Below are 20669 nucleotides of genomic sequence, written 5' to 3' on the forward strand. Positions count from 1 at the left end.
TTTTTTTAGATTTTAGTCTTGTTCTAAAAACTTTTCTTTCTTCAGTTTATCCAAGCGATCTTTAGCAAAGGCAACAAATGGCGTTTCTTCTTCATGCTTTTCGATAAACGCTTCGTACAATTTAATCTTAGAATCATTATCTGCGTAGTATTCATCCTTTGTTCTGATTAAGAAAAACTCCGTCATTATATCTTTAGGATCTTCTCTTAATGCTTTTTGAAACGCCTCAATGGCTTCCTTATATTTTTTCTGACGATTTAAGATTCTACCTAGTCGTTGATACTCGTTGGACAAGGATACATCCTTTAAAAATAAAGCCTTCCTATAGTAATCTTCAGCCTCTTCAAAATCACTGAGACGTTCATAGTAAGACCCTATAACAAATATGGCATCTGCATTATACGGATCATATTTTAAGGCCTCCTTGCGATGAAATATAGCATCTTGATAATCTGAATTTTGAGCGTAACTCAGACTTAACTTCTCATGTATAAACTCCGATTTTTCACCTAATTCTATCAGTTTTTTAAACCAAACCACTGAATGGGTATAATATTCTTGAAAATAATAGGCCTGTGCTTTTAAGCTAATCAATTCTATGTTATTAGCATAGACTTTTAAGCCCTTATCAATTAAAATATGAGCCTCTTCAAACTTTCTTTTTTTGATATGGTTTTTGGCAATTTTAAAAATGGCTTTTTGATGTGATTCATCTAAATCAAAAGTCCTTTTAAAAGCCTCTAATGCTAAGGTGTCATTTTGCTTTTCCAAGACCAACCCATGTTCATAGTGAAAATTTGGATTTAAGCTGTCTGAAGTTATAAGGCCTTCCAATATATCTTTGGCCTCATCATACTGCTTTGTGCGCGTTAATAGTTTTGCATATTCATATTGCACCAAACTATTCTCTGGTTGCGACGCTATAGCGCGCCTATAATTTTCTAAACCAGCTCCATAGTTTCCAATAGCTACGTAAGCCTTTGCAATTTTATCGTACCTAATTAATGAATCTGATTCTGATTCATACGCCTCTATGGCTTTTGAATAATTTCCTACAGCAAAAAGAGCATCACCACTATTTTCATTATTCTGCGCCTTTATCCATATTGTGGTAATACACAGAAATGCCAGACTTAAATAAAATCGCATTTAATCCTTTTTCTTTTTATCCTTTACTACCTTGAAATAAATTGGCAACGTAAAAGGCACCTCTACTTTTTCTCCCTTTTTTTCACCAGGCTTAAATTGTGGTAATAAATTAATCACACGTTCGGTCTCTTCAACTAGTTTTGGGTGTGTGGCATTTACTTTAACATCCTTAACAGCACCATCCTTTCCAACTGTAAAACTCGCAATAATACGTTGCGTTTCCTCACTAAGATCTAAGGTACTTGCCATTTTAGTATTAAAATTTTTATTAACAAAAACACTCACTTTAGCAGTAGTACATTTCTTTCGCTCATCCTCAGTTTCTAAATTAACACAATCAAGATGAGTTGGATAGAGATCAAAGCGCTCAGATTCATTATTCTGTGAGGCATTCTTATCTGAATTGCTTAAATCTTCAATTTCTGTTTTCTTTACGGTCTCGGAAACTTTATTTTCGTCTTGTTCCTTTGTTGAAGTTGATTTTTTACTTTCTGCTACCTGGAAGACGATTGGTAATGAATATGGTACAATTACAGTCTTACCCTTTTGTTTACCAGGTGTAAACTGAGGAAGGGTCTTAATAACACGGATGGCTTCTGTTTCAAATTCTTTCTTAGATGCTCTAGCTCTCACATCTTTTATAAGACCTTCTTTATCAATTTTAAACGACACAAAAATGCGCTGACGCCCCGTAACACCTAATGAATCTGCTAAACCTATATTAAAATTTTTGTTGACATGCTTTGCCACAAATTGACTCATACATTTTTTACGCTCTGCATTAGTTGGCAAGTCTTTGCATTCGAGAGTTGTTGGTACTTCATCGATTACTGCAAATGGTACTTCTATAGATTCTTCTGCCTCTATTTTCTTTTCTGGACTTTCTGTTGGTTCATCACTAAAAAGTTCTAATCGCGAGCTACCTTTAGTATCGCAAACAATAAGACTCGTAAATGCCTTATCATTTGAAAGCTGGTTTAAAAGTGCATCAAAACGAGCTTGTTCCTCTTTAGTCTTATTGGCTAAATCACCAACAACTAAACGTAATTGACCATCTCTTGCATAAGACTCCCAATGCTCCATGGCCTCTTTAGTTTTTAGCCAATCTCGGTGTTCTGCATAAGTTCCGCGAAGTTTCATTTTATTGGCTAAATCAGTGTCCTTATCCGTAAGTACACCTTGCTCAGATTTTCGCCTAATCATGTCATCAGCCACATATTCCATATAAGCTTTAGACTTTAAAAACGCTTCTTTTGATAGCACATACTTGTCTAAGTATTTTTTACCGATACCTGCAAATTCAGAAATTTCAGCAAAGTCAGCACCATTATTCTTCATGGATACAATCTGGTCGTAGTACTTCTTTATCAATTGCTCCTCCGTTGGGTCTTGATTACTATATGATTGCGTTTCAAGGTTTTGTTGTGCTTTAACTTCTGTAGATGTATATATAAGCATTACTAGTACCACTGGTAAGAGTAAGGTGTATTTTAAAAGATTGGTCTTCTTAGACCTTGATTTTTGTAGCATTGCAATTCGTTTTTTGATTAATGATTTATTAAAGAAAGTATTGGTAAAGGAGACATTATTGACATCAAATATTTGATTTAATAATGCCTGATAATAATTAGAAGCACCATGATGCTTTACTGCCTTAGCATCTGCAATATATTCATGCAACTCTTTGATTCTATTTTGATAAATGTAAACAAGTGGGTTAAACCAAAATATGATCCTTAAGATTTCGAAAAATAGAAGATCTAAGCTATGCAACTCTTTAATATGTACTAACTCATGATTGTAAATGGTTGATTGTTCTTTTTCTGGAATACGATCTCCTAGAAAAATCATGTTGAAAAATGAAAAAACTTTAGTACTCTCAATGAGACGTACCACCAAAACGTTATTTCTCCAACGCTTTGGATTATTACTTCGCATCCAGAAGATTTTGGAGAGTTTGAAAAGAAATAAAGCTAAAGCAATACAACCTCCAATTATTAAAATAGTTTGCCAAATGGGTTGAGATGATTGCTCAACGGTAATACCGGTAATTTCAGCAATTTGGATTTCATTTTCGGTAAGTGTTTCGGCTCCAATTAAAACTTCTGGCAACTCAATAACAAAGTCTTTTGTAGTTACAGATTGTAATCTTGGTAACTTTAAGAATGGCAATACCAACGATAAAACCGAAGATATAAGTAAATAAGCACGATTATAATTAAAAAAAGTTTCCTTTCTAAAAACCAAATCATAGACTAGTAAAAACAAAGCCTGAAATGCAACAATTTGAATAATATTATAAAGCATACCTAGTTGTTTTTATTTATTTCTTTTAACAAGCCTTCGATGTCCTTAACATCGATATCATTTTTTTGAACAAAGAAGGATACCATACTTTTAAATGAGCCCTGAAAATAGTTGTCTACAAGTTTATTTATTGACTGGTTACTATAGGATTCTTTGGCTACCATTGGAAAATAAATATGACCTTTACCCTGTTTTTCATAATCTACAAATCCCTTAGATTCTAAAATCCTAATTATAGTCGATACCGTATTATAAGCAGGCTTTGGCTCTGGTAAAATCTCAATGACTGATTTAACATTGGCCTTCTTTAATTGCCATAAAGCTTGCATTATTTCTTCCTCCGCTTTTGTTAATTGCTTCATAGAACTAAGTTTTTAGTTATAACAAATATAACTAAATTTTTAGTTTCAACTAATTTTTTAGTTAAAATGTAACAATTTCTTAAAACTAACGTCATACCAGTGAATTTAAACAGATTAAATGGATATACTTTTAATATTTATAGCACTGGTTCTAATGTTCCTTGGTATCATTGGTAGTTTTCTGCCCATCTTACCTGGACCATTAACAAGTTGGGTTGGGCTTCTAGTCCTTCATTTTACCGATGGTATAGAACTCAGTCAAACCTTTCTAATTGCGACACTGGCTGTTGCAGTATTTATATATGTCTTAGACTATATTATTCCAGCACTTGGCACTAAACGATTTGGAGGAAGTCGGTCTGGAATGATAGGAACAACGATTGGTCTAGTAGTTGGTTTATTGTCTCCTATCCCCTTTGGGATAATAATAGGGCCTTTTTTAGGAGCACTTATTGGGGAAATGATTCATCGCAATGACATTGATAAAGCGCTTAAAGCGGCTTTTGGTTCATTTCTAGGTTTTATAGCCTCTTCATTTCTAAAATTTATTGTAGCCATAATTTTCCTTGGTTTTTTTATCATTAAACTGTCTGAACATACAGGTCCTTGGATTTAAAAAAACAGTTATAAATGAAAAAACCTGGAAGCATCTGCTTCCAGGTTCATTTTCTTGCTATTAACTCAACAATGACTTAAAGAGGGATTAATTAATTCTTGTTGACTGATGTAAATATATGTGACCAACCTTACTTTTTGTTGCGGTAAATCCGCAAACTTGGTGAGGCAAAACCGTAATTTTCAATAATAACGGTGCCTCATGCCCTGTTTTTATATAGCTAAAATGTGTGCTTTTTTTAGGATTTAATTATAAATAACCCTTTTCGCGTGCTTCTTGAAGTAAAGACTCATCCTTTCCATCGGTGACTGAAAACAACAATTTTAGTTGCTTTTTTCGCTTCTCTATAGCACTTGTAGATAGTGGAATATACTCACTAAGACTTTTAGTTTTTATACCCTGTGATAATAAATGCAGAATTTTTCTATTGACATCATCAACATAAATTTCGCTCGAAATAGTTTTCTTAATGTAATTGCTTACTGTACTACTGTAGTAAGGTGGAAATTTTAATATTTGCTGAAATGCATCTGCCAATTCCATTGAGGTAAGGTCGCTCTTAATTAAAAATCCGTCTGGATTAATTTCTTTAATGATATTATGAATCCTAAAAGATTCATTAAACATGGTGAGGATAATTATCTTACAATCTGGCATTACCTTTTGAGCCAATAAGGCCAAATCTTCACCAGATGCATACCTCCCATCTTCAGATGCTGGAAGGCTAATATCAAAAAAACAGACGTCATAAGGTGTAGCTTTTGATGCTCTGTTAATCATTAACTGTGCTGTGTCACAGTTATTCGCCGTATCTATAAGAAGCGTTTGATCTTCTTCCTTGGTCGACATTAACACATTTTGGTAGCCTTCAATAATTATTGGATGATCATCTACCATTAAAATGTTAATATGTTTCATGTCGATTTCTTTAAGTACGGAATTTCAATGTTAATAGCAGTACCATCTCCAATCTTAGATACAAATTCGATTTCTCCATTAACATCCTCTACTCGAGATGTGATGTTTTTTAAACCAATCCCCTTTTTATTTTTGGAAGTATCGAATCCAATACCATCGTCGATGATACTTAAGCAAATTACATTTTTTTGAAGTGAAATACTAATTTTTATTAGCTTGGCTTGTGCATGCTTATAAACATTTTGCATGGCTTCTTGTATGATTCTGTAAATGTTTATCTTAACTCTATTATCAACTACATCCCAGTCTATTTCATCACTATGGTCAAACTCATATTGAAGCTCGTAAGCCTGCATTTGACCAGAAATTAACTCCGATACAATATCTATAAAACCAGAACCGGCTACAAAATCTGTGTTTAATTCGTGTGAGATTTTCCTAATATCTTCCTCGATAGTTTTAAGTTGACCAATATATTCTGCTCTTGTTTTTATAGCATCTTTCCCATCCTTTAAATTCATACTATCCAAACTCAGGCGCGTTCCAAATAATCTGCCAAGAACACCATCGTGCAATTCTTCCGAAATACGTTTTTTCTCAAGTGCCCTAGCTTCATCTACTTTATCCTGTTGTTCACGCATAAGATTATAAATATCTTCATTAGCCTTAGATTGAACTTGAATTAATTTCAGCTTTCTATTCTTAGCACGTTGCGATATAAACAAATACACAATAATAGCGGCTAACACCGAACCAATTGAGAGGATTAATAAGTATAGATTTTCTTTCGAAATCTGTTCATTTTCGGCTTCTAACTTATCTGTTTTATACTCAATTCTAGCAAATTTATTCTGAGTAGCGCGTTCCTTACCATAAATACTATCTGCAACCCTAATATGTTCTCTGAGGTAGGAACTACTTTCATCACCTTTAGTGAGTTCTGCTAGAACGAGCATAGACTCTAAATAGTAATCATTTATTGGAATGGACTTGGCGAGACGATAACTCTGAAGGGCATATTTTTTAGAAGAATCTGCAACCTTATTACGTTTATAAAATCTAGCAAGATCTAAAGAAGCGTATAACTTTGTGTACTCATCTTCCAATTCCTCACTAATTTCAAGGGATTTTTTTAAATCATTTTCAACCTCTTTATAATCGTACTCACCTCTCAAAAACTTAGTATAGGTAAAATTGTTTAAGACCAAACCATAAAATGACATATCCGCTTTAAGTTGAGGACTATCAATAATTTCAGAAAAAATATTCAATGCGTTTTTATAGTCTCCTTTTTCGCGATAAGTAATTGCAATATTGTTTAAGGACTCAATTTCTAATTGTCTTCCATCCTCTAAATTCTTTGTCAAATCAACTGCTTGATTGTGAAATTCTAGAGCCTCGTCATAATTTTGAAGTTTTAATGAGACCAAGCCTAATAGATTAAGAATAGTATACTTTTTTGACTCTACGTCCTCTAAATCTAAGCTTTCGAAAATTCGAAGTGCTTTAATTGCATTTTGTTCGCTACCTAAATAATCCTTTTCGTCGTCTTGTATCGAGGCAATATTATAAAGAATATTAGCCTTATCATAGGACATATCTAAAGCATCAAAATACTTTAAGGCTTCAAGATAGTACGTGTAGGCCTCTGCTTTATCAAGCTCAATCTCACTATATAAATAACCCAGACCTGCATTAATTAAGGCAATACCTGTAGAATCTTTTAAGGTTCGAGCAGTCTCTAAATTTCTTAAGGAATTGATTTTGTACAACTCAAATTCTCCTGTAAGTAAATAAGTATAAGCCAATTTTCGTTGGCTAATGAGTGTTGTTGTATCTGATTTTGTTTTTTTAGATAAGGCTACGGCTCTTAAGCCGTAATCTATACGCTCTGTTTTAGATAGAGATTTGTCTGAAGATAAATCTCGTAAAATAAATATAGAATCTAATAATGAGTTATTTTCTTGCGAAAACAATGCAGTAGATACTGTTATGCAAGAAAATAAAATAAGCAGTTTAAACCTCAAGAGTCCTAGTTTAATTTACTCTCAAAGTTAAAATTTTTTAGGTAATCTAACCCGAGAAATTACCTAGACATATAAACGCAGTAAAAGCCCATAACAATACTTGCTATAGGCTCATTTATATGTTTGAAATAATTACCTTATCCTTCCGAAGGCATCATGTTAGCTTTCTTTTTTCCTTTTGCTAATAGATCTACTTTCGCAGGTTGATCTTTGTCACTAGTCTCTGTCATAACTTGTTCAGACTGAACTCCAGAAACCGTTAATAATGCAATAGCAACTAATGTAAGAGTAATTTTTAGAGTTTTCATATTTCTCAATTTAGGGTTTATTATAGTCAACATTGATCACAACGATTATCGTTGTAATGAGGGAAGGGAATGGATAATTAACTATTGTAGGCGACGCCTAAATTGTACTAAAAAAAACGAGGGACGTTTTGTATAAAAGTTAAATGGATTTCTTGTAAAGAGATATTTAGGGCATTACAAGAACATCAAATATAGATGTATTTATCAATCCTACAAATAAAAATAGGATAAAATGTATATTTTCATCGATTAAGTGTTGTTTTTGGATTAAAAATCTTCTAAAAACAAAAAAGCATCCCAATTTTCAAAACTGAAAAAAGGAAAGCCTTTCATTGGTAAATACCCATTAATTTGGGTTTTTACTACGTCTCAGAAATACTGAGCACAACACAACATCTTTATATAAACTATTCTGTTAAGAATAGGTTTTTCATTGATTATTCGACAAAAATATAACACCCGATTTTATAATACAACATAATTGATACTTATTTTAATCGGCTTAATTACTGTTAAACACGACTTCATTGTTATTCTCAGACTGGCAATCCAAATTCTTATGACTAACCATACAGGCTCCAGAATCATATACATTACAAGACAGTATCGGAGACATATATACATGAAGTGTCATGGCACGGCCTGCGGATGTATTGGCTAAATTATGAAAACCCATACTTTCATCCATAAAGGAATAATCTCCTTTTTTGTAAACATGATTCATAGTACTTTTTAAATTTAGATTATCATCTAACTCGTACCTATTCTCCATTATTTCACCATCTAATTGGTAGACCCAACATTTCTGTCCACCATGATCGTGTATTACAGACGCATCATTTTTATTCCAACACACTAACAGTAATTCAAATTCTTCAGACTTGTAGATGTAATTTCTAGAGTAGCCCTCGGTCTTCCATTTCTGAAACTCATCAAAGGCCTCTAAAGGAATTGCTAAGTTTTCTAAAATCTGATCAATAGCTTTCCATTCTGAATCTTTAATAGACGTAATCAGTTGGGATATGGATACTACTTTTTGCAATTGTGAATTTTTGTGTAAAATAATATTTGCCAACGAAATTCACAAACTAAACAATAGGAAGACTAATTTAACTTTGAAACAAAAAAATCGCTAAAGAAAATTCTTTAGCGATTTGCTTTTTTCGGTCTGGACGGGACTTGAAACCATTTATTTTATTTTACTACATTTACATCCACAGACCCTTTAAACACGAACAACAACGCCAAAAAACCAATGAAATAAGGGGTTTTTGAAAAGTTAAAAAATCAAATAAACAAAAAAGAAAACAAAATTAACCGTACAAATACCGTACAATTTTATTAATTTTGCACTTAAACCAATTCTAATGTCATGGCAACAGTCAACTTTCTTTACCGTTCTACAAAGCTGAAAGCACCTCTTACCCTTAGATTATTATATAGACATAACGACACTGACCATGTCTATAGTTCTAAGGTTAAGTACGAGGTTGAAAAAGACTATTGGAAAAAACACTTTAAAAACACCAAAGATGCACAACTCAAAAAACAACAGCTTGAGGTAAATACGGAGTTACAGAATATTGAAAACCACATTCTAGGAGCTTTTAAAGAAACAGATATAAATGACATATCAAAAGAATGGTTAACTCACCAAGTTCACTTGTATTACAATCCTCCAACTGAACATAATTTTAGTGAATATACTATAGATGTAATTCAACAAATAATTAACGAAGCACCCACAAGGGAAAATGGTAAAGGAGGAATAGGATTAGGAACATGTCGGATTAATGCATACAAGAGACTCAAAGAATTATTCAATGAATTCCAAGGTAAAAGAAAAATAAAAATTAAGGAACTTAACAGCAATAAGTTTAACGAAATCAAAACTTGGCTTTTAGAAACCAAGAATTACTCTTCAACTTATTCCACCAAAAAATTGTCAGACTTAAAAGGCATCTGCAAATATGCTAAAGGAAAAGGAATAGATGTTGCAATTGACCTTGACAGTATAAAAACAAAACAAGCTTCCGCATACGACGATGACATGGATGTCATAGCATTAACAGCCCAAGAGATTGAAAAAATTGAAAATACAGAACTAACTAGCAAAGCATTAATCAATGCTCGTAAATGGCTTATATTAGGATGCTACACTGGTCAAAGAGGACAGGCTTTGACTACCCGAATTACCGAGGAAAACTTTAAACCTTATGGAGAAGACTTGATAATAAAAATAATTCAGAAAAAAGGAAACATACCTATTAATATTCCAGTATTACCCAAAGTCAGAGAAATTTTCGAAAATGGACTGCCATATACAGTTTCAATTCAAAAATTAAATAAACATTACAAAGAAATTGGAGAGAAAGCAGGTATAGACGATATGATTATGGGAAGAATCCAAGAAAAAGGAAGAAGAGGAGTAAAGAAACTAAGACCAAAATATAAATACTTAAGCACTCATGTTGGACGCAGGACTTTTGCCTCTTTACATTACGGGGAAATGCCAACTCCACTTATAATGAAAGTTACAGGTCACAAGAAAGAAAGCACCTTTTTAAATTATATTAATCAAGCTGAAGACACTCATATTGGAGCATTTCTTGAGTATTACAAAACAAAAGGACTCAAAGAACGCAAAGAACCGAAACTAACAGTTATTAAAGAAGCTAATTAAAATGATACCTAAAGAATTTAGAGAGACTCTTAAAGTAGAGAGAGAATACAAAAGCTATTTGGAAGATATTGAGCGAAGCATTGAAATAATAACAAACCCTAAAGGTGATAATTTACCACCAGAGACAAACCATTCTCTGGAAGAGTTAGAAAAAGAAGCAAAAGCATCCCCTGAATATCAGTACGAAGCATCAATATGTAATAAGTTTAAAATAGAATATGAGGCTCTTAACAAATCCAACACATACTTCTTGGGATGTGAATTCGACACATACGAAAAGACATATCAATCAAGATTAAAAACTTTTCAAATTGAATACAAAGATTCAAAAGAACATGATTTCATTCATGACGAATTGAATAAGCTCATTCACTTCAAGTTACCAAATTATTTGGATATTAAACTAATCAAGTCTATTGGTTATTCTGTTGATAGAGCTAAAGAATATTTAATCGGGATTTTAGAAGACAATGACTTTACCGTCACATTCTCTAAAGAAGACAATGGCACTGAAAAATTATCAATAAAGAATAACTTGAGAGATTTATCAATAAGTAAAATTGATAACTCCAAATTAAAATGGAATGCCAAACCAACCCATTTAGTTGAACTAGCAATGGCACTTATTGAAAGCAAAAGTGTTAATATTGGAAAAGGGGTCGGGGAAATATCCGAAAAGAAATTTTACGATTATTTAGCCAATCTTTTCAATATCGATAAGCTATATCATGAGAAATACAAAGCAGACATTAGGAATCGAGTAAAGGACGAAACCGTATTCATCCCAATGTTAGATAGTTCACTAAGAAAATCAATTCTTGATAGACTTAAATAACGGAGTTTTAGTTAAAACATGTTAAAATTCATAGTTAGCAACTATTTACTAACTAATTGATTTTTAGTCAGTTGTGTAATTTAGCATCGTTTAATGTAAAAACCATTACGATGTCAAATATTATCACACAGCTACACAGCTTAAAGCCAGATGACTTACTAAAGCCTCTGGAATTATTAAAAAGAGAAATTGAAGAACTAAAACAATCTCTTAATCAAACAAAACCTACCGAATATCTTTCGAGAAAAGAAGTTGCCTTACTATTGAAAACAAATCCTCAAACAGTTAGCAACTGGACTAAGGAAGGCAAACTTAAAATCTACGGATTAGGAGGAAGAAGATATTACATAAGAAGGGAAGTTGAACAAGCTCTTATTGAGTTAAACCAATAGAGCTATGAAAACCGTACTAATTCAAAAGCAGCTTTTAGAGGATTTAACTATTGCACTTAAAAAACACAACAGCAACAACCCTAAACCAAAATTAAAACTAGATGTTGCAGTGTTTTTTCTAAGCTTGTTTAACAGCATTCCTACCAATTTTAGGGAAGAAGAGCGAACGGACATAATTTCACTAGATTCTCAAAGACTAAAAAGCTATCACGCTTCATATAACAAGTATCTTGCATTTTTTGTAAAAGAAGATTTCATTAAAAAAGAGAAAGACTATGGAGCAGATATTCATGAATGTAAAAGCTTTGTCCTATCAGTTAGATTTTTGACCTCTCCTCTAGTATCTTATAACATTGAGAGTATAACTCTTTTGAAAAAGTTTGATAGCAGTGGTAGAGATTCAATACAACAAGAAAAAAATAAGTTTTGCCAAGTAAAACGACCACACCTTGTAAAATTCTTTGACGATAGGCTGACAATAAATGCAATAGAGGCTTTTAACGAAATTAACCAAAACACAATCACGGCTAAAGCCAAAAGGAAAAGAAATGCCAGCATGGTACTAATAAAAGAATTTATAAAACAAGAATGGAAGTATTCTATCAAACCAAACTCAGACAACAGACTTCACACTAACCTTACTAGAACGCCAAAAGTTATAAGAAAGCATATCAGATATGACGGGCATCCTATTGTTGGAGTAGATTTAAAAACCTCTCAGCCGTTTTTTCTTTGCGTACTGATTGTTGCAATTGTAAAGAAGGATAAACAACTGCTCAAACAAATAAATGCCATTGAAATACTTGACGAAACAACAATAAATAAACTCTTTAATCTAGATTTAGACATTAATGAATTAAGAGAATTTGTACTCACTGTTTTAAATAAAGATTTGTATGACGAATTTGAGAAAAAACTAAATATTAGTTTCGATGAAAAAGGACAACCTTATAGAATGGTCTCTAATTACAAAAGAAACAAAAAGAGAAAAAGTCGGAAGAAAAGAGAAATAGAAAAACGGCACAGAACAAAAAAAGAATATAAAACATCTCGAGACCTTGTTAAGGCTGTATTAATGGAAATATTCTACAGTAAACCAAAAACAACAATAAAAGAAGCAAAAGTATTTAGAGAAACTTATCCTAGTATCCATAAAATTTTCGTTTGCCTTGATGAAAACAAAATTAATTTCTCCTTTCTTTTACAACATATTGAAGCTCACATACTTTTAGATTGTGTAGCAAAGGAGATTCATGTAAAATATCCAGAAATGCCATTATTTAGTATTCATGATGCTTTAGCAACGACCACAAAGTTTGTGCCTCAACTGAAAAAAGAAATGAAATCTATTATCAAGGAACTAACAAGTATTAAACCTAAAATAGAATTAGAAGATTGGAAAGAAATAAAGAATACAGATAATAATAATTTTATTACCCCTAATGTAGCATGTTTTTAATTAAAATTTAAACATGCTACTTACTGAAAAACAAACCCTTGCATTTAAAACAGATTTAATTCTTCAAAACAATTATCTCACATGCATTCATTTTAATCTCGTTCTTTTTTTTGTCAAACCCTTCTTTTAGAAAAAAACTAACACTCTTTCCCTCTTTAGCAAATCTCCTCCCTTGTTTTATAGATTGAAAACTGAAATAATATGATTCCCGACTATCATTAAGACTTATGAAACCTGCTTTACCATTTGGGAGTATTTTAGATATTTTACCATGATTCATTGGTTGACCATCGAACAACAAATCATTCCAAATATCCTCAACAATTTTCTTCTGCTCTCTCAAGCCTATAGAAGAATTCTTGTCCAGTTTAAAAAAGGCAATCAACTTTTCTTGTTTTGAATCTAATTGCGACCCATTATCCTTTTTAATACAGATAACTAATTGGGCATGTTCTTTAGCATATTCAAATTTGTCCTGTTTATAAAATATCCTAGCAAGGTGGGTAAATAAATTAACTTTCATAAAATCATCCCCAAAGTTCTTAGCAGCCTTTAAAGCAAATTCAAGAGACTTATCAAAATTCCCTTGTTCGAAGTAAATTTGACTTAACTCATATTCGATAAACCATTTTTCATTTGTTCCTTTATCTAAAGGTTTTAAAATTTCTTCTGCTTTTTCCAGTTCTCCCAACTCAAAATAACTTAAAGCCATTCTTCTTTTAAACCAATTAGCATTGTTATAATGGAAATTAGTAATAGTTTCTAATGCCAATTCTGCACTTTTAATACACTCTTCGAAAGCCCCCTCCCCATATTGTAGAGAAATCAGATAAGAATAATACTTTTCAAAATCTGATGCTAATTTTCTTTCAACGCCATTTTGTTCTATGGATTGCTCTCTTCTTGAAAGCTTTTCAGGAGAAATCTTATCAATCCAGTACCTAGTTTTAAACAAATTAAAATTTGGTCGCCTAAAGTGCTTTAAAACCTTAAATACTCCAATTGTAAATGGACACGGAATATTGTTATTTTCGCTTACTTCCTGCTGACCATTTAATTCATGTATTCGGTTTAAAGCTCTTTCTATTTCAACAATAAAATCAGAGTTAAAGTTTCTTATATATTTATCGAAATACGCCCAAACCAAATTATTTTTTATTAACTCAAAATCGGGAAACCCTTCCACATACCTTTCAGAAAGCTCAATCGACTTATCTAATTGACCACAATTTTTTAATGAATGGACATAACTCCAAATATCCCAATGATTAAAAACAACAGACTCACCTTCATATAATTGCTCATACAAAACAACCGCTTCATCAAATTTTTTTTCTTGCCTTAGTTCTTTAGCTTTCTGTAATTGATTTTCCATTTTTATCTATAAAGTCATAAAAAATAATTTTCAACTCATCATAAAGAGAAGCACTATTGCATTTAATTGGATAAACTGTTGTCAAGAAACCCTCTGAGTTTAAAAAAACGTCTAACATTAACAAATCGTCATCTGACTTAAAAATGAATCTATCCGAGAATTTCCCCTCTTTTACTGATACTAATTCAATATTTTTAGATTCTAAATCTGATTTAATATGGTCATACAGTTTTTCAAATAAAGTATCACTAAAATTCAGTCCTGAATTATAGAGGTTAATAGAATTTGACTTCATCATAGTTAAAAATTCGTCAACCTCTTTTTTAAATTCATCATTAGTGGATGTAACAATTTGATGTCGTTTGAATCTATTTTGACCATCATAGTAAATTATTAGTTTACCTCTGTCTCCTTTAGAATTTTCAATATTGTAATGCTCAGCATAATTATGATGTAATACAGAATTGACAATCACACCTAATGAAGCTAGTTCTCTTGAAATCCAGCAATAAAAATGATATAACACATCATCTTTATCTTCAAAAGACTTAGGCTTATCGATTAACCTTACTGGAGTTTCTTCAGTAAAAGGAAAAAAATCAGAACTTTCATTTTTGACCGTACAATTGTGGTTATCTCTCCATTCTAATTTTGAATAAGGAGTTATATATGGGGGATTTATCAAGAATAGTCTTTTGATAGCACAACCTATCCCTGAATAAACCCACTTAAAGTATTGCTTATTTGAAGTACCTCGTCCGTCTGGATTTAAGTTAAAAAAAATATTCTTCCATTTATATGATTGTGCTTTGTGGACTGTCAAAGCATAACCGTAATTTAAATTCAAAGCATTTATATACTTATCATGAAATTTAATTTCACGATTAAGTTCAATTCTCCGCTTTTTCCAAAACTGTTTTTCTAGACGATTGATATCAGCCTTGGCTTCCTTTAATTTAGTCTTAACTTGTTCTCCTCGGGCTTCCGCATCAGTGAGTTCTTTTACAGTATTTTCAAATCTCAAATATTTTTGTGATAATTTGAATTCTCTCCAATCCTCAGAGGAATTTTTTTCTTCTTTTATTTGCTCTCCAATCTTCCTACTAATATAAATCCTCTGAGCAATATATTCTTCTTTTGATATATCTTTTGAAACCCAGTAGTTAAGGTTACTAAGAACAGAAACCTCCAAGTTTCTTTCAATTAATTTTAACCTAAGTTCCCTATACTTAATTACAACGGGTTTCCTCCCTTTGAATGGTTGCGTAATGGGCTCAATTTCATCACCAACAGTAATTACCTCTGCAAACTCTCCTTTAAAAATTCGTTGAGGAACAGCAAACGGGTTATCGGGAGCAACAACAACGTCATTCTCTATAAGTAGAATATCACCCTTTTCGAGTTCATTATTTTTATTCAATACGTTTTTTCTAACCCAATTATTTGATTGTGAAATATTATCATTAGAGTAAGATAAAATTTTAGTATTGTACAATTCATTTCCGAAGTGCTTTGCCATTGACTCCTTCAAATGACTACCTGACTTTGACACCTTTACCAAATCCGAATCAATTAACTCCAATTGATTATATTGGTCTTTAATTATTTGTCCTCTTATATTAAATGCTTGCTTAACAATATTATTATTTGTAGGCGGATAAGGTGGGATTTCCAATTCTTTACAGTCAAGGAAATAATTTGATTTTAGATAACTCGAACATAACGCTGATTCTTCATAACTGCCATAACCAAGCCTATAATTATCTCCAACGAAAATAATCTTGCGCTTACTTTCTTCAATATTGGCAAAAGTCAAAAAATCGGACAGAAGATACCCTGTTCCAAACTGAATATTATCACTTATAAAACCTGAGTCTGTTAAATGATGAGCTTCATCAACAATATAGAGATAAGATTCTGGGTCGTTATTTTCCCTAATATTAAAAATCAATTTTGTATCTGTTAACTCTCCTTCTGATTCATCATTTTCCAATTCAATTTCTAATTCTTTATCATTAACTTCAACCTCTATTTCTTCTGAAAATTTAAACACATAACTGTAAAGGGTATTTACCGATTCCACCTGCTTTCTAACATTTCTCGCAATCCGATTATGGGGAGCAAGAACTTCACAACCTTTAATTGTGTTTTTTGGTATATTGTTGATTATATGATTGATTAAAAATGTCTTACCACATGAAAACGACCCAGACAGAATTAATATCTGTTGTTCATCGTTCTTCAAGAATTTTTCCACCTCAGCAAAAACATTGTTCTGTTCAGTTGTTAAACTATATTTTATTTCACTTTTTAAATCTTGCTCCTCATCTACTTTAAACTTATCTTCAGGATTCCATAAAGTAGTACTAAATAAGTGAGCCAGTCTTTCTAAATCACCATCACTTAAATTTATTCTTGTAGAAGTAATATCCTCAAGTGTTGGTAGAACCGTATTTTTATCGGCAATGAAAAACCAGTTTTTATCCTCATTAGGTATACTGCCACTTATGCTTACTTCACTAGTAAAACTAACAACACAATCAATAAACCTTGTATGAAATTTTGAGTTTTTACTTAAAAATTTTGCCTTATTAAAGATTATATAATCACCAATTTTTTGTTTGTGTTTTGACAGTTGTATATATGGATTTTTCTGATTCCCTCCTTTTACCGACTTCCCATTAATTGTCCAATTTTCTACTCGAAAATTCTCTGGTTCGGGTAATTCTAATTCTCCTGAATAATTCTTAAAATCAATTATCACAAAAGAAGATGAGGATATAAATAGGGCATCTGGCGCAACCCTTTGACCATCTTGGTCGGTAATTACAGGGTTTCCAATGAACGCATATTGTCCTTTGCTATATTTATAACGCTCAATTAACTCCAAAGCTAATTTTCTGAAAAATATATTTTCATGAACATGTTCAAACTTATTTCGGTAAACTTTTATTGGCATTTACATTTAAATCTTATACAACATTTGGTCTTGAGCTCTCAAGTAAATACGTCCAACATCTTTTTGACACACCTTAACATTTTCCGTTTTGAATTTCGTTCTTAGTGGATACTTAGCTGTATCTCTAAAAGTTCTGCTACATTCAATTACAAGGTTGGTAGGTATGCCTTGATTTGGCAATGGTCTTATTCTAACTCGACCCGTTTCTGGGTCAAGAAAACTTTCACATTCAATGTTTTCTATATAATCTCCAACAATCATTATTTATTGATTTAAACGTTTATAAACCTTCTTCAGCATATAGTTCCTTACAATCTTCCCAAAATCCTTATCATCCATCATTTTAGAAAAGATATCCTGATTTTGTTCCATCCTTCCAATTAGTTTGTCCATAAAAGCATCTTCAAAACCAAACTTGAAATTATCCAATGTGTTGTTTTGGGCTTGTTCCGTTAGCCTATCATCTGCTACCAATTCTTCTTCAATTTGGTCAAAAAAGAGTTTATCAGCTTCAGTAAATTCCGTTCCGAATTTAGTATTGAGCACGCTAATAATTTCAGATAGAGCTTCTTTCTCCTCTTTAGAGACTCTTATACCTGATTCAGTAATAGTATCTAATCCATACTCACCTTGACTTTCTAATACCAAATTTTGCTCAGTTATCTTTTGTAGCCTATAATATTCTAATGAAACCTCATCACCAAGCTTAAATCTATCTCGTTGATTTTTACGTGGTAATTTCTTTAATAAAAACCTAGAATAAGTAAACAGCTTCTCCAAATCCACATCGGTAAAAGGCATGATTTGAGTTAAAAAGGAATAGGTTCTAACAAAGGCTTTTAAAGCGTGTTTAAAGTCTTCCTGATTGATTATGATATCTAGTGTATCTTCCTTTGTATTCTCCTCTGGAAGCTCTTTAAAACGCTCCACAGCAGGGTCTATATATGCATTCAATTTACTCTGCTGCTTCACGTTTAATGCATTGATGGATTTGAAATAAATATTACAAAAATTATCTACTTCTGATTGCCAAATAATTTGAGCTTTTTCTATCTCATGCTTCAAGTCATAAAGATGATTTGGGTCTGTATTTGATTCTATAGTTGTTAACTCATAATAAGGTTGGAAGGAACTTATGATGTCTTCAACTTCATTGGTAAAATCTAATATAAATGTGTCTTCCTTCCCTGCATACATTCTGTTCAATCTTGAAAGTGTCTGAACACATTTTACTCCTGATAATTTCTTATCAACATACATAGTATGCAATAATGGTTGGTCAAACCCAGTTTGATATTTATCAGCAACTAATAACAGTTGATATTCATTTGTACCAAACTTTTTAGGCAACTCTTTCTCTTTAAAACCATTAAGTTCCACTTCCGTTACTCCTTCTGGATAACCACTGTATATAACCTTACCAGAGAAGGCAACAATTGTTTTAATGTCCTTGTAACCTTTATCTTTTATGTACTTATCAAATTCTTCTTTATATCTAACTGCATGCAACCTAGAACTAGTTACAACCATTGCTTTTGCCTTTCCTCCAATTTTTTTGGAAACAACTTGTCTAAAATGCTCAATGATAACTTCCGTTTTTTGAGCAAGGTTATGGGGATGCAAAGAAAGAAAACGACCAATTGCCCTAGATGCTTGTTTCTTGTTTACTTTTGGGTCTTCTTCTATTTCTTTTGAAAGTCTAAAATATGTTTTGTAAGTTGTGTAGTTCTGTAATACATCTAAGATAAAACCTTCTTCAATAGCTTGCTTCATACTATATACATGGAAAGGTTTAGGCTTACCATCAACGTCAATTGTTCCAAAGACTTCAATTGTTTTGGCTTTTGGAGTGGCTGTAAAGGCAAAGAAACTTAAATTATCTTGCTTGCCTCTTGCTTCCATAGATTTTCTAATGGCGTCTTCTGCATCATCGTCTAATCCAGATTCTAATTCTAGCTCCTCAGCTTCTTCTAACGTCTTAGCAGAAAGAACTTCTTTCATTTTCTTTGTAGCCTCACCACCTTGAGAAGAATGTGCTTCATCTATAATCACAGCATATCTTCTTGTTGGTAAATCTCCAATCTTATCAAGAACAAATGGGAATTTCTGAAGTGTAGTGATGATAATATTTGAACCTGCTTCAAGTGCATCAGCTAATTGCTGTGAATTCTTGTCAATCTTTTGAACTACACCTTGTTTATGCTCAAATTGATAAATGGTATTTTGTAACTGGCTATCTAAAACTCTGCGGTCTGTGATTACAATTACCGAATCAAAAATGCGCTCATTGCCAGCATTGTGTAAACTAGATAATCGATAAGACAACCAAGCAATAGAATTGGATTTACCTGAACCTGCTGAATGCTGAATTAAGTAGTTTTTACCTGTCCCATTGTCCCTTGAATTTTGGGTTAAGTTTCTAACAACATCCAATTGATGGTAACGAGGAAAAATCATAGTTTCCTTTTTCCTTGTCAAACCATCTAATTCATACTCTTCAACATTAAGATGAAGAAATTTCCCAATAATGTCCATGAAACTATCCTTAGCCCAAACATATTTCCACAGGTAATCAGTTCTATAACCATCTTTGTTAGGCGGGTTTCCTGCTCCATTGTTAAAGCCTAAATTGAAAGGTAAATATCTTGTAGCCTTAGCCATTAGTTTTGTGGTCATGTAACATTCATCTGTATCAACCGCAAAATGTACTAAAGCTCTCTTTTTAAATGCAAATATGGGTTCGGTTGGCTCTCTGTCAAAAACATATTGTTTTTTAGCATTACTAACATCTTGACCTGAAAACTGATTCTTAAGCTCTATGGTGGCAATTGGCAGTCCATTTAAACTCAATACCATATCTAAAGAGTTATTGCCATTACGCTCATAATAAAGCTGCCTAGTAACGCTTAAATGATTTTTATTGTATAATATCTTATCATCCTCGTTAAGTGTAGTTTCAGGCTTAAAATAGCCCATTTTAAACTTAACTCCGTAATCTGTAAATCCATTTCTAACTACATCAAGAGTGCCTCTCAAATCCAATTCACGAATTAGACGTTGAACAACTTTAGTTTCTACATCCTCCTTATGGATGTTACTTAACTTATTCCAAGCTTTAGGCTGAGAGTCTTTCAGGAAGTTAGTTATATAGGATGGAAATAAACCTAACTGAGCATCAAAGTCTTGAGACAGTCCTTTTACATAGCCCCCTTCTTCCAATAATGATGCTTCAATTGCTTCTTCAAATGTTAATTCTGTATGGATTCCTTTTGCCATAAA

At 32.3% G+C, this 20669-nt stretch carries 16 protein-coding genes; 5 read left to right on the top strand and 11 right to left on the bottom strand.

Translation table 11 applies throughout. The features are described 5' to 3' along the window. Window positions 1-12 precede the first annotated feature (12 nt). The 3 genes from ACRHOC_RS01500 to ACRHOC_RS01510 are packed head-to-tail and all read right to left on the bottom strand — an operon-like array spanning window position 13 to window position 3818. Window positions 13-1149 (bottom strand): tetratricopeptide repeat protein, encoded by a 1137-nt coding sequence (locus ACRHOC_RS01500; protein WP_431156733.1) that lies wholly within the window; start codon window positions 1147-1149, stop codon window positions 13-15. Next, complete coding sequence (locus ACRHOC_RS01505) at window positions 1150-3456, bottom strand: energy transducer TonB (protein ID WP_431156734.1); 2307 nt, start codon at window positions 3454-3456, stop codon at window positions 1150-1152. A gap of 2 nt (window positions 3457-3458) precedes the next feature. Then, window positions 3459-3818 (bottom strand): BlaI/MecI/CopY family transcriptional regulator, encoded by a 360-nt coding sequence (locus tag ACRHOC_RS01510; protein WP_431156735.1) that lies wholly within the window; start codon window positions 3816-3818, stop codon window positions 3459-3461. Window positions 3819-3936: 118 nt separating this feature from the next. Between ACRHOC_RS01510 and ACRHOC_RS01515 the strand changes: the two genes are divergently transcribed. After that, a complete protein-coding gene (locus tag ACRHOC_RS01515) occupies window positions 3937-4434 on the top strand; it encodes a DUF456 domain-containing protein (protein WP_431156736.1) in 498 nt (165 codons plus the stop codon). Between the two features lie 249 nt (window positions 4435-4683). On the opposite strand, the gene ACRHOC_RS01520 is transcribed toward ACRHOC_RS01515, so the two are convergent. The 4 genes from ACRHOC_RS01520 to ACRHOC_RS01535 form a co-directional block, all read right to left on the bottom strand. Beyond that, window positions 4684-5352, bottom strand: a complete 669-nt coding sequence (locus ACRHOC_RS01520) for a response regulator (RefSeq protein ID WP_431156737.1) — start codon at window positions 5350-5352, stop codon at window positions 4684-4686. Further along, window positions 5349-7379 (bottom strand): tetratricopeptide repeat-containing sensor histidine kinase, encoded by a 2031-nt coding sequence (locus ACRHOC_RS01525; protein WP_431156738.1) that lies wholly within the window; start codon window positions 7377-7379, stop codon window positions 5349-5351. Before ACRHOC_RS01525 ends, ACRHOC_RS01520 begins: the two co-directional genes overlap by 4 nt. Window positions 7380-7516: 137 nt before the next feature. Then, the gene (locus ACRHOC_RS01530; protein WP_431156739.1) at window positions 7517-7687 is read right to left on the bottom strand and encodes a hypothetical protein; all 171 of its coding nucleotides are present in this window, start codon (window positions 7685-7687) and stop codon (window positions 7517-7519) included. 502 nt (window positions 7688-8189) lie between these two features. Next, window positions 8190-8729 (bottom strand): cysteine dioxygenase, encoded by a 540-nt coding sequence (locus ACRHOC_RS01535; protein WP_431156740.1) that lies wholly within the window; start codon window positions 8727-8729, stop codon window positions 8190-8192. Window positions 8730-9059: 330 nt separating this feature from the next. Here ACRHOC_RS01535 and ACRHOC_RS01540 point away from each other — a divergent pair, with 330 nt between their 5' ends. The 4 genes from ACRHOC_RS01540 (at window position 9060) to ACRHOC_RS01555 (ending at window position 13056) form a co-directional block, all read left to right on the top strand. Beyond that, entirely contained in the window at window positions 9060-10370 is a 1311-nt protein-coding gene (locus ACRHOC_RS01540) for a phage integrase SAM-like domain-containing protein (protein WP_431156741.1), read from the top strand. A 1-nt stretch (window position 10371) separates the two neighbouring features. Beyond that, on the top strand, window positions 10372-11205 hold the full coding sequence (locus ACRHOC_RS01545) for an RteC domain-containing protein (protein ID WP_431156742.1): 834 nt from the start codon (window positions 10372-10374) through the stop codon (window positions 11203-11205). A gap of 110 nt (window positions 11206-11315) precedes the next feature. Further along, window positions 11316-11597 carry a helix-turn-helix domain-containing protein gene (locus ACRHOC_RS01550; protein ID WP_431156743.1) on the top strand — a complete coding sequence of 94 codons (282 nt, stop codon included), beginning with the start codon at window positions 11316-11318 and terminating at the stop codon, window positions 11595-11597. A gap of 4 nt (window positions 11598-11601) precedes the next feature. Continuing rightward, window positions 11602-13056 carry a hypothetical protein gene (locus tag ACRHOC_RS01555; protein ID WP_431156744.1) on the top strand — a complete coding sequence of 485 codons (1455 nt, stop codon included), beginning with the start codon at window positions 11602-11604 and terminating at the stop codon, window positions 13054-13056. Window positions 13057-13111: 55 nt separating this feature from the next. Here the strand turns inward: ACRHOC_RS01555 and ACRHOC_RS01560 are convergent, their stop codons facing one another. From ACRHOC_RS01560 to ACRHOC_RS01575, 4 genes are read right to left on the bottom strand one after another with little or no spacing between them, the layout of a single operon-like run. After that, window positions 13112-14431, bottom strand: a complete 1320-nt coding sequence (locus tag ACRHOC_RS01560) for a tetratricopeptide repeat protein (RefSeq protein WP_431156745.1) — start codon at window positions 14429-14431, stop codon at window positions 13112-13114. After that, a complete protein-coding gene (locus ACRHOC_RS01565) occupies window positions 14406-17390 on the bottom strand; it encodes an NERD domain-containing protein (RefSeq protein WP_431156746.1) in 2985 nt (994 codons plus the stop codon). The genes ACRHOC_RS01560 and ACRHOC_RS01565 overlap by 26 nt, the downstream gene beginning before the upstream one ends. A gap of 6 nt (window positions 17391-17396) precedes the next feature. Next, the gene (locus tag ACRHOC_RS01570) at window positions 17397-17651 is read right to left on the bottom strand and encodes a hypothetical protein (protein WP_431156747.1); all 255 of its coding nucleotides are present in this window, start codon (window positions 17649-17651) and stop codon (window positions 17397-17399) included. A gap of 3 nt (window positions 17652-17654) precedes the next feature. After that, the gene (locus ACRHOC_RS01575) at window positions 17655-20666 is read right to left on the bottom strand and encodes a type I restriction endonuclease subunit R (RefSeq protein ID WP_431156748.1); all 3012 of its coding nucleotides are present in this window, start codon (window positions 20664-20666) and stop codon (window positions 17655-17657) included. Window positions 20667-20669 lie beyond the last annotated feature (3 nt).

It is taken from the genome of Winogradskyella poriferorum, from assembly GCF_050618035.1.
GTDB lineage: Bacteria > Bacteroidota > Bacteroidia > Flavobacteriales > Flavobacteriaceae > Winogradskyella > Winogradskyella poriferorum_A.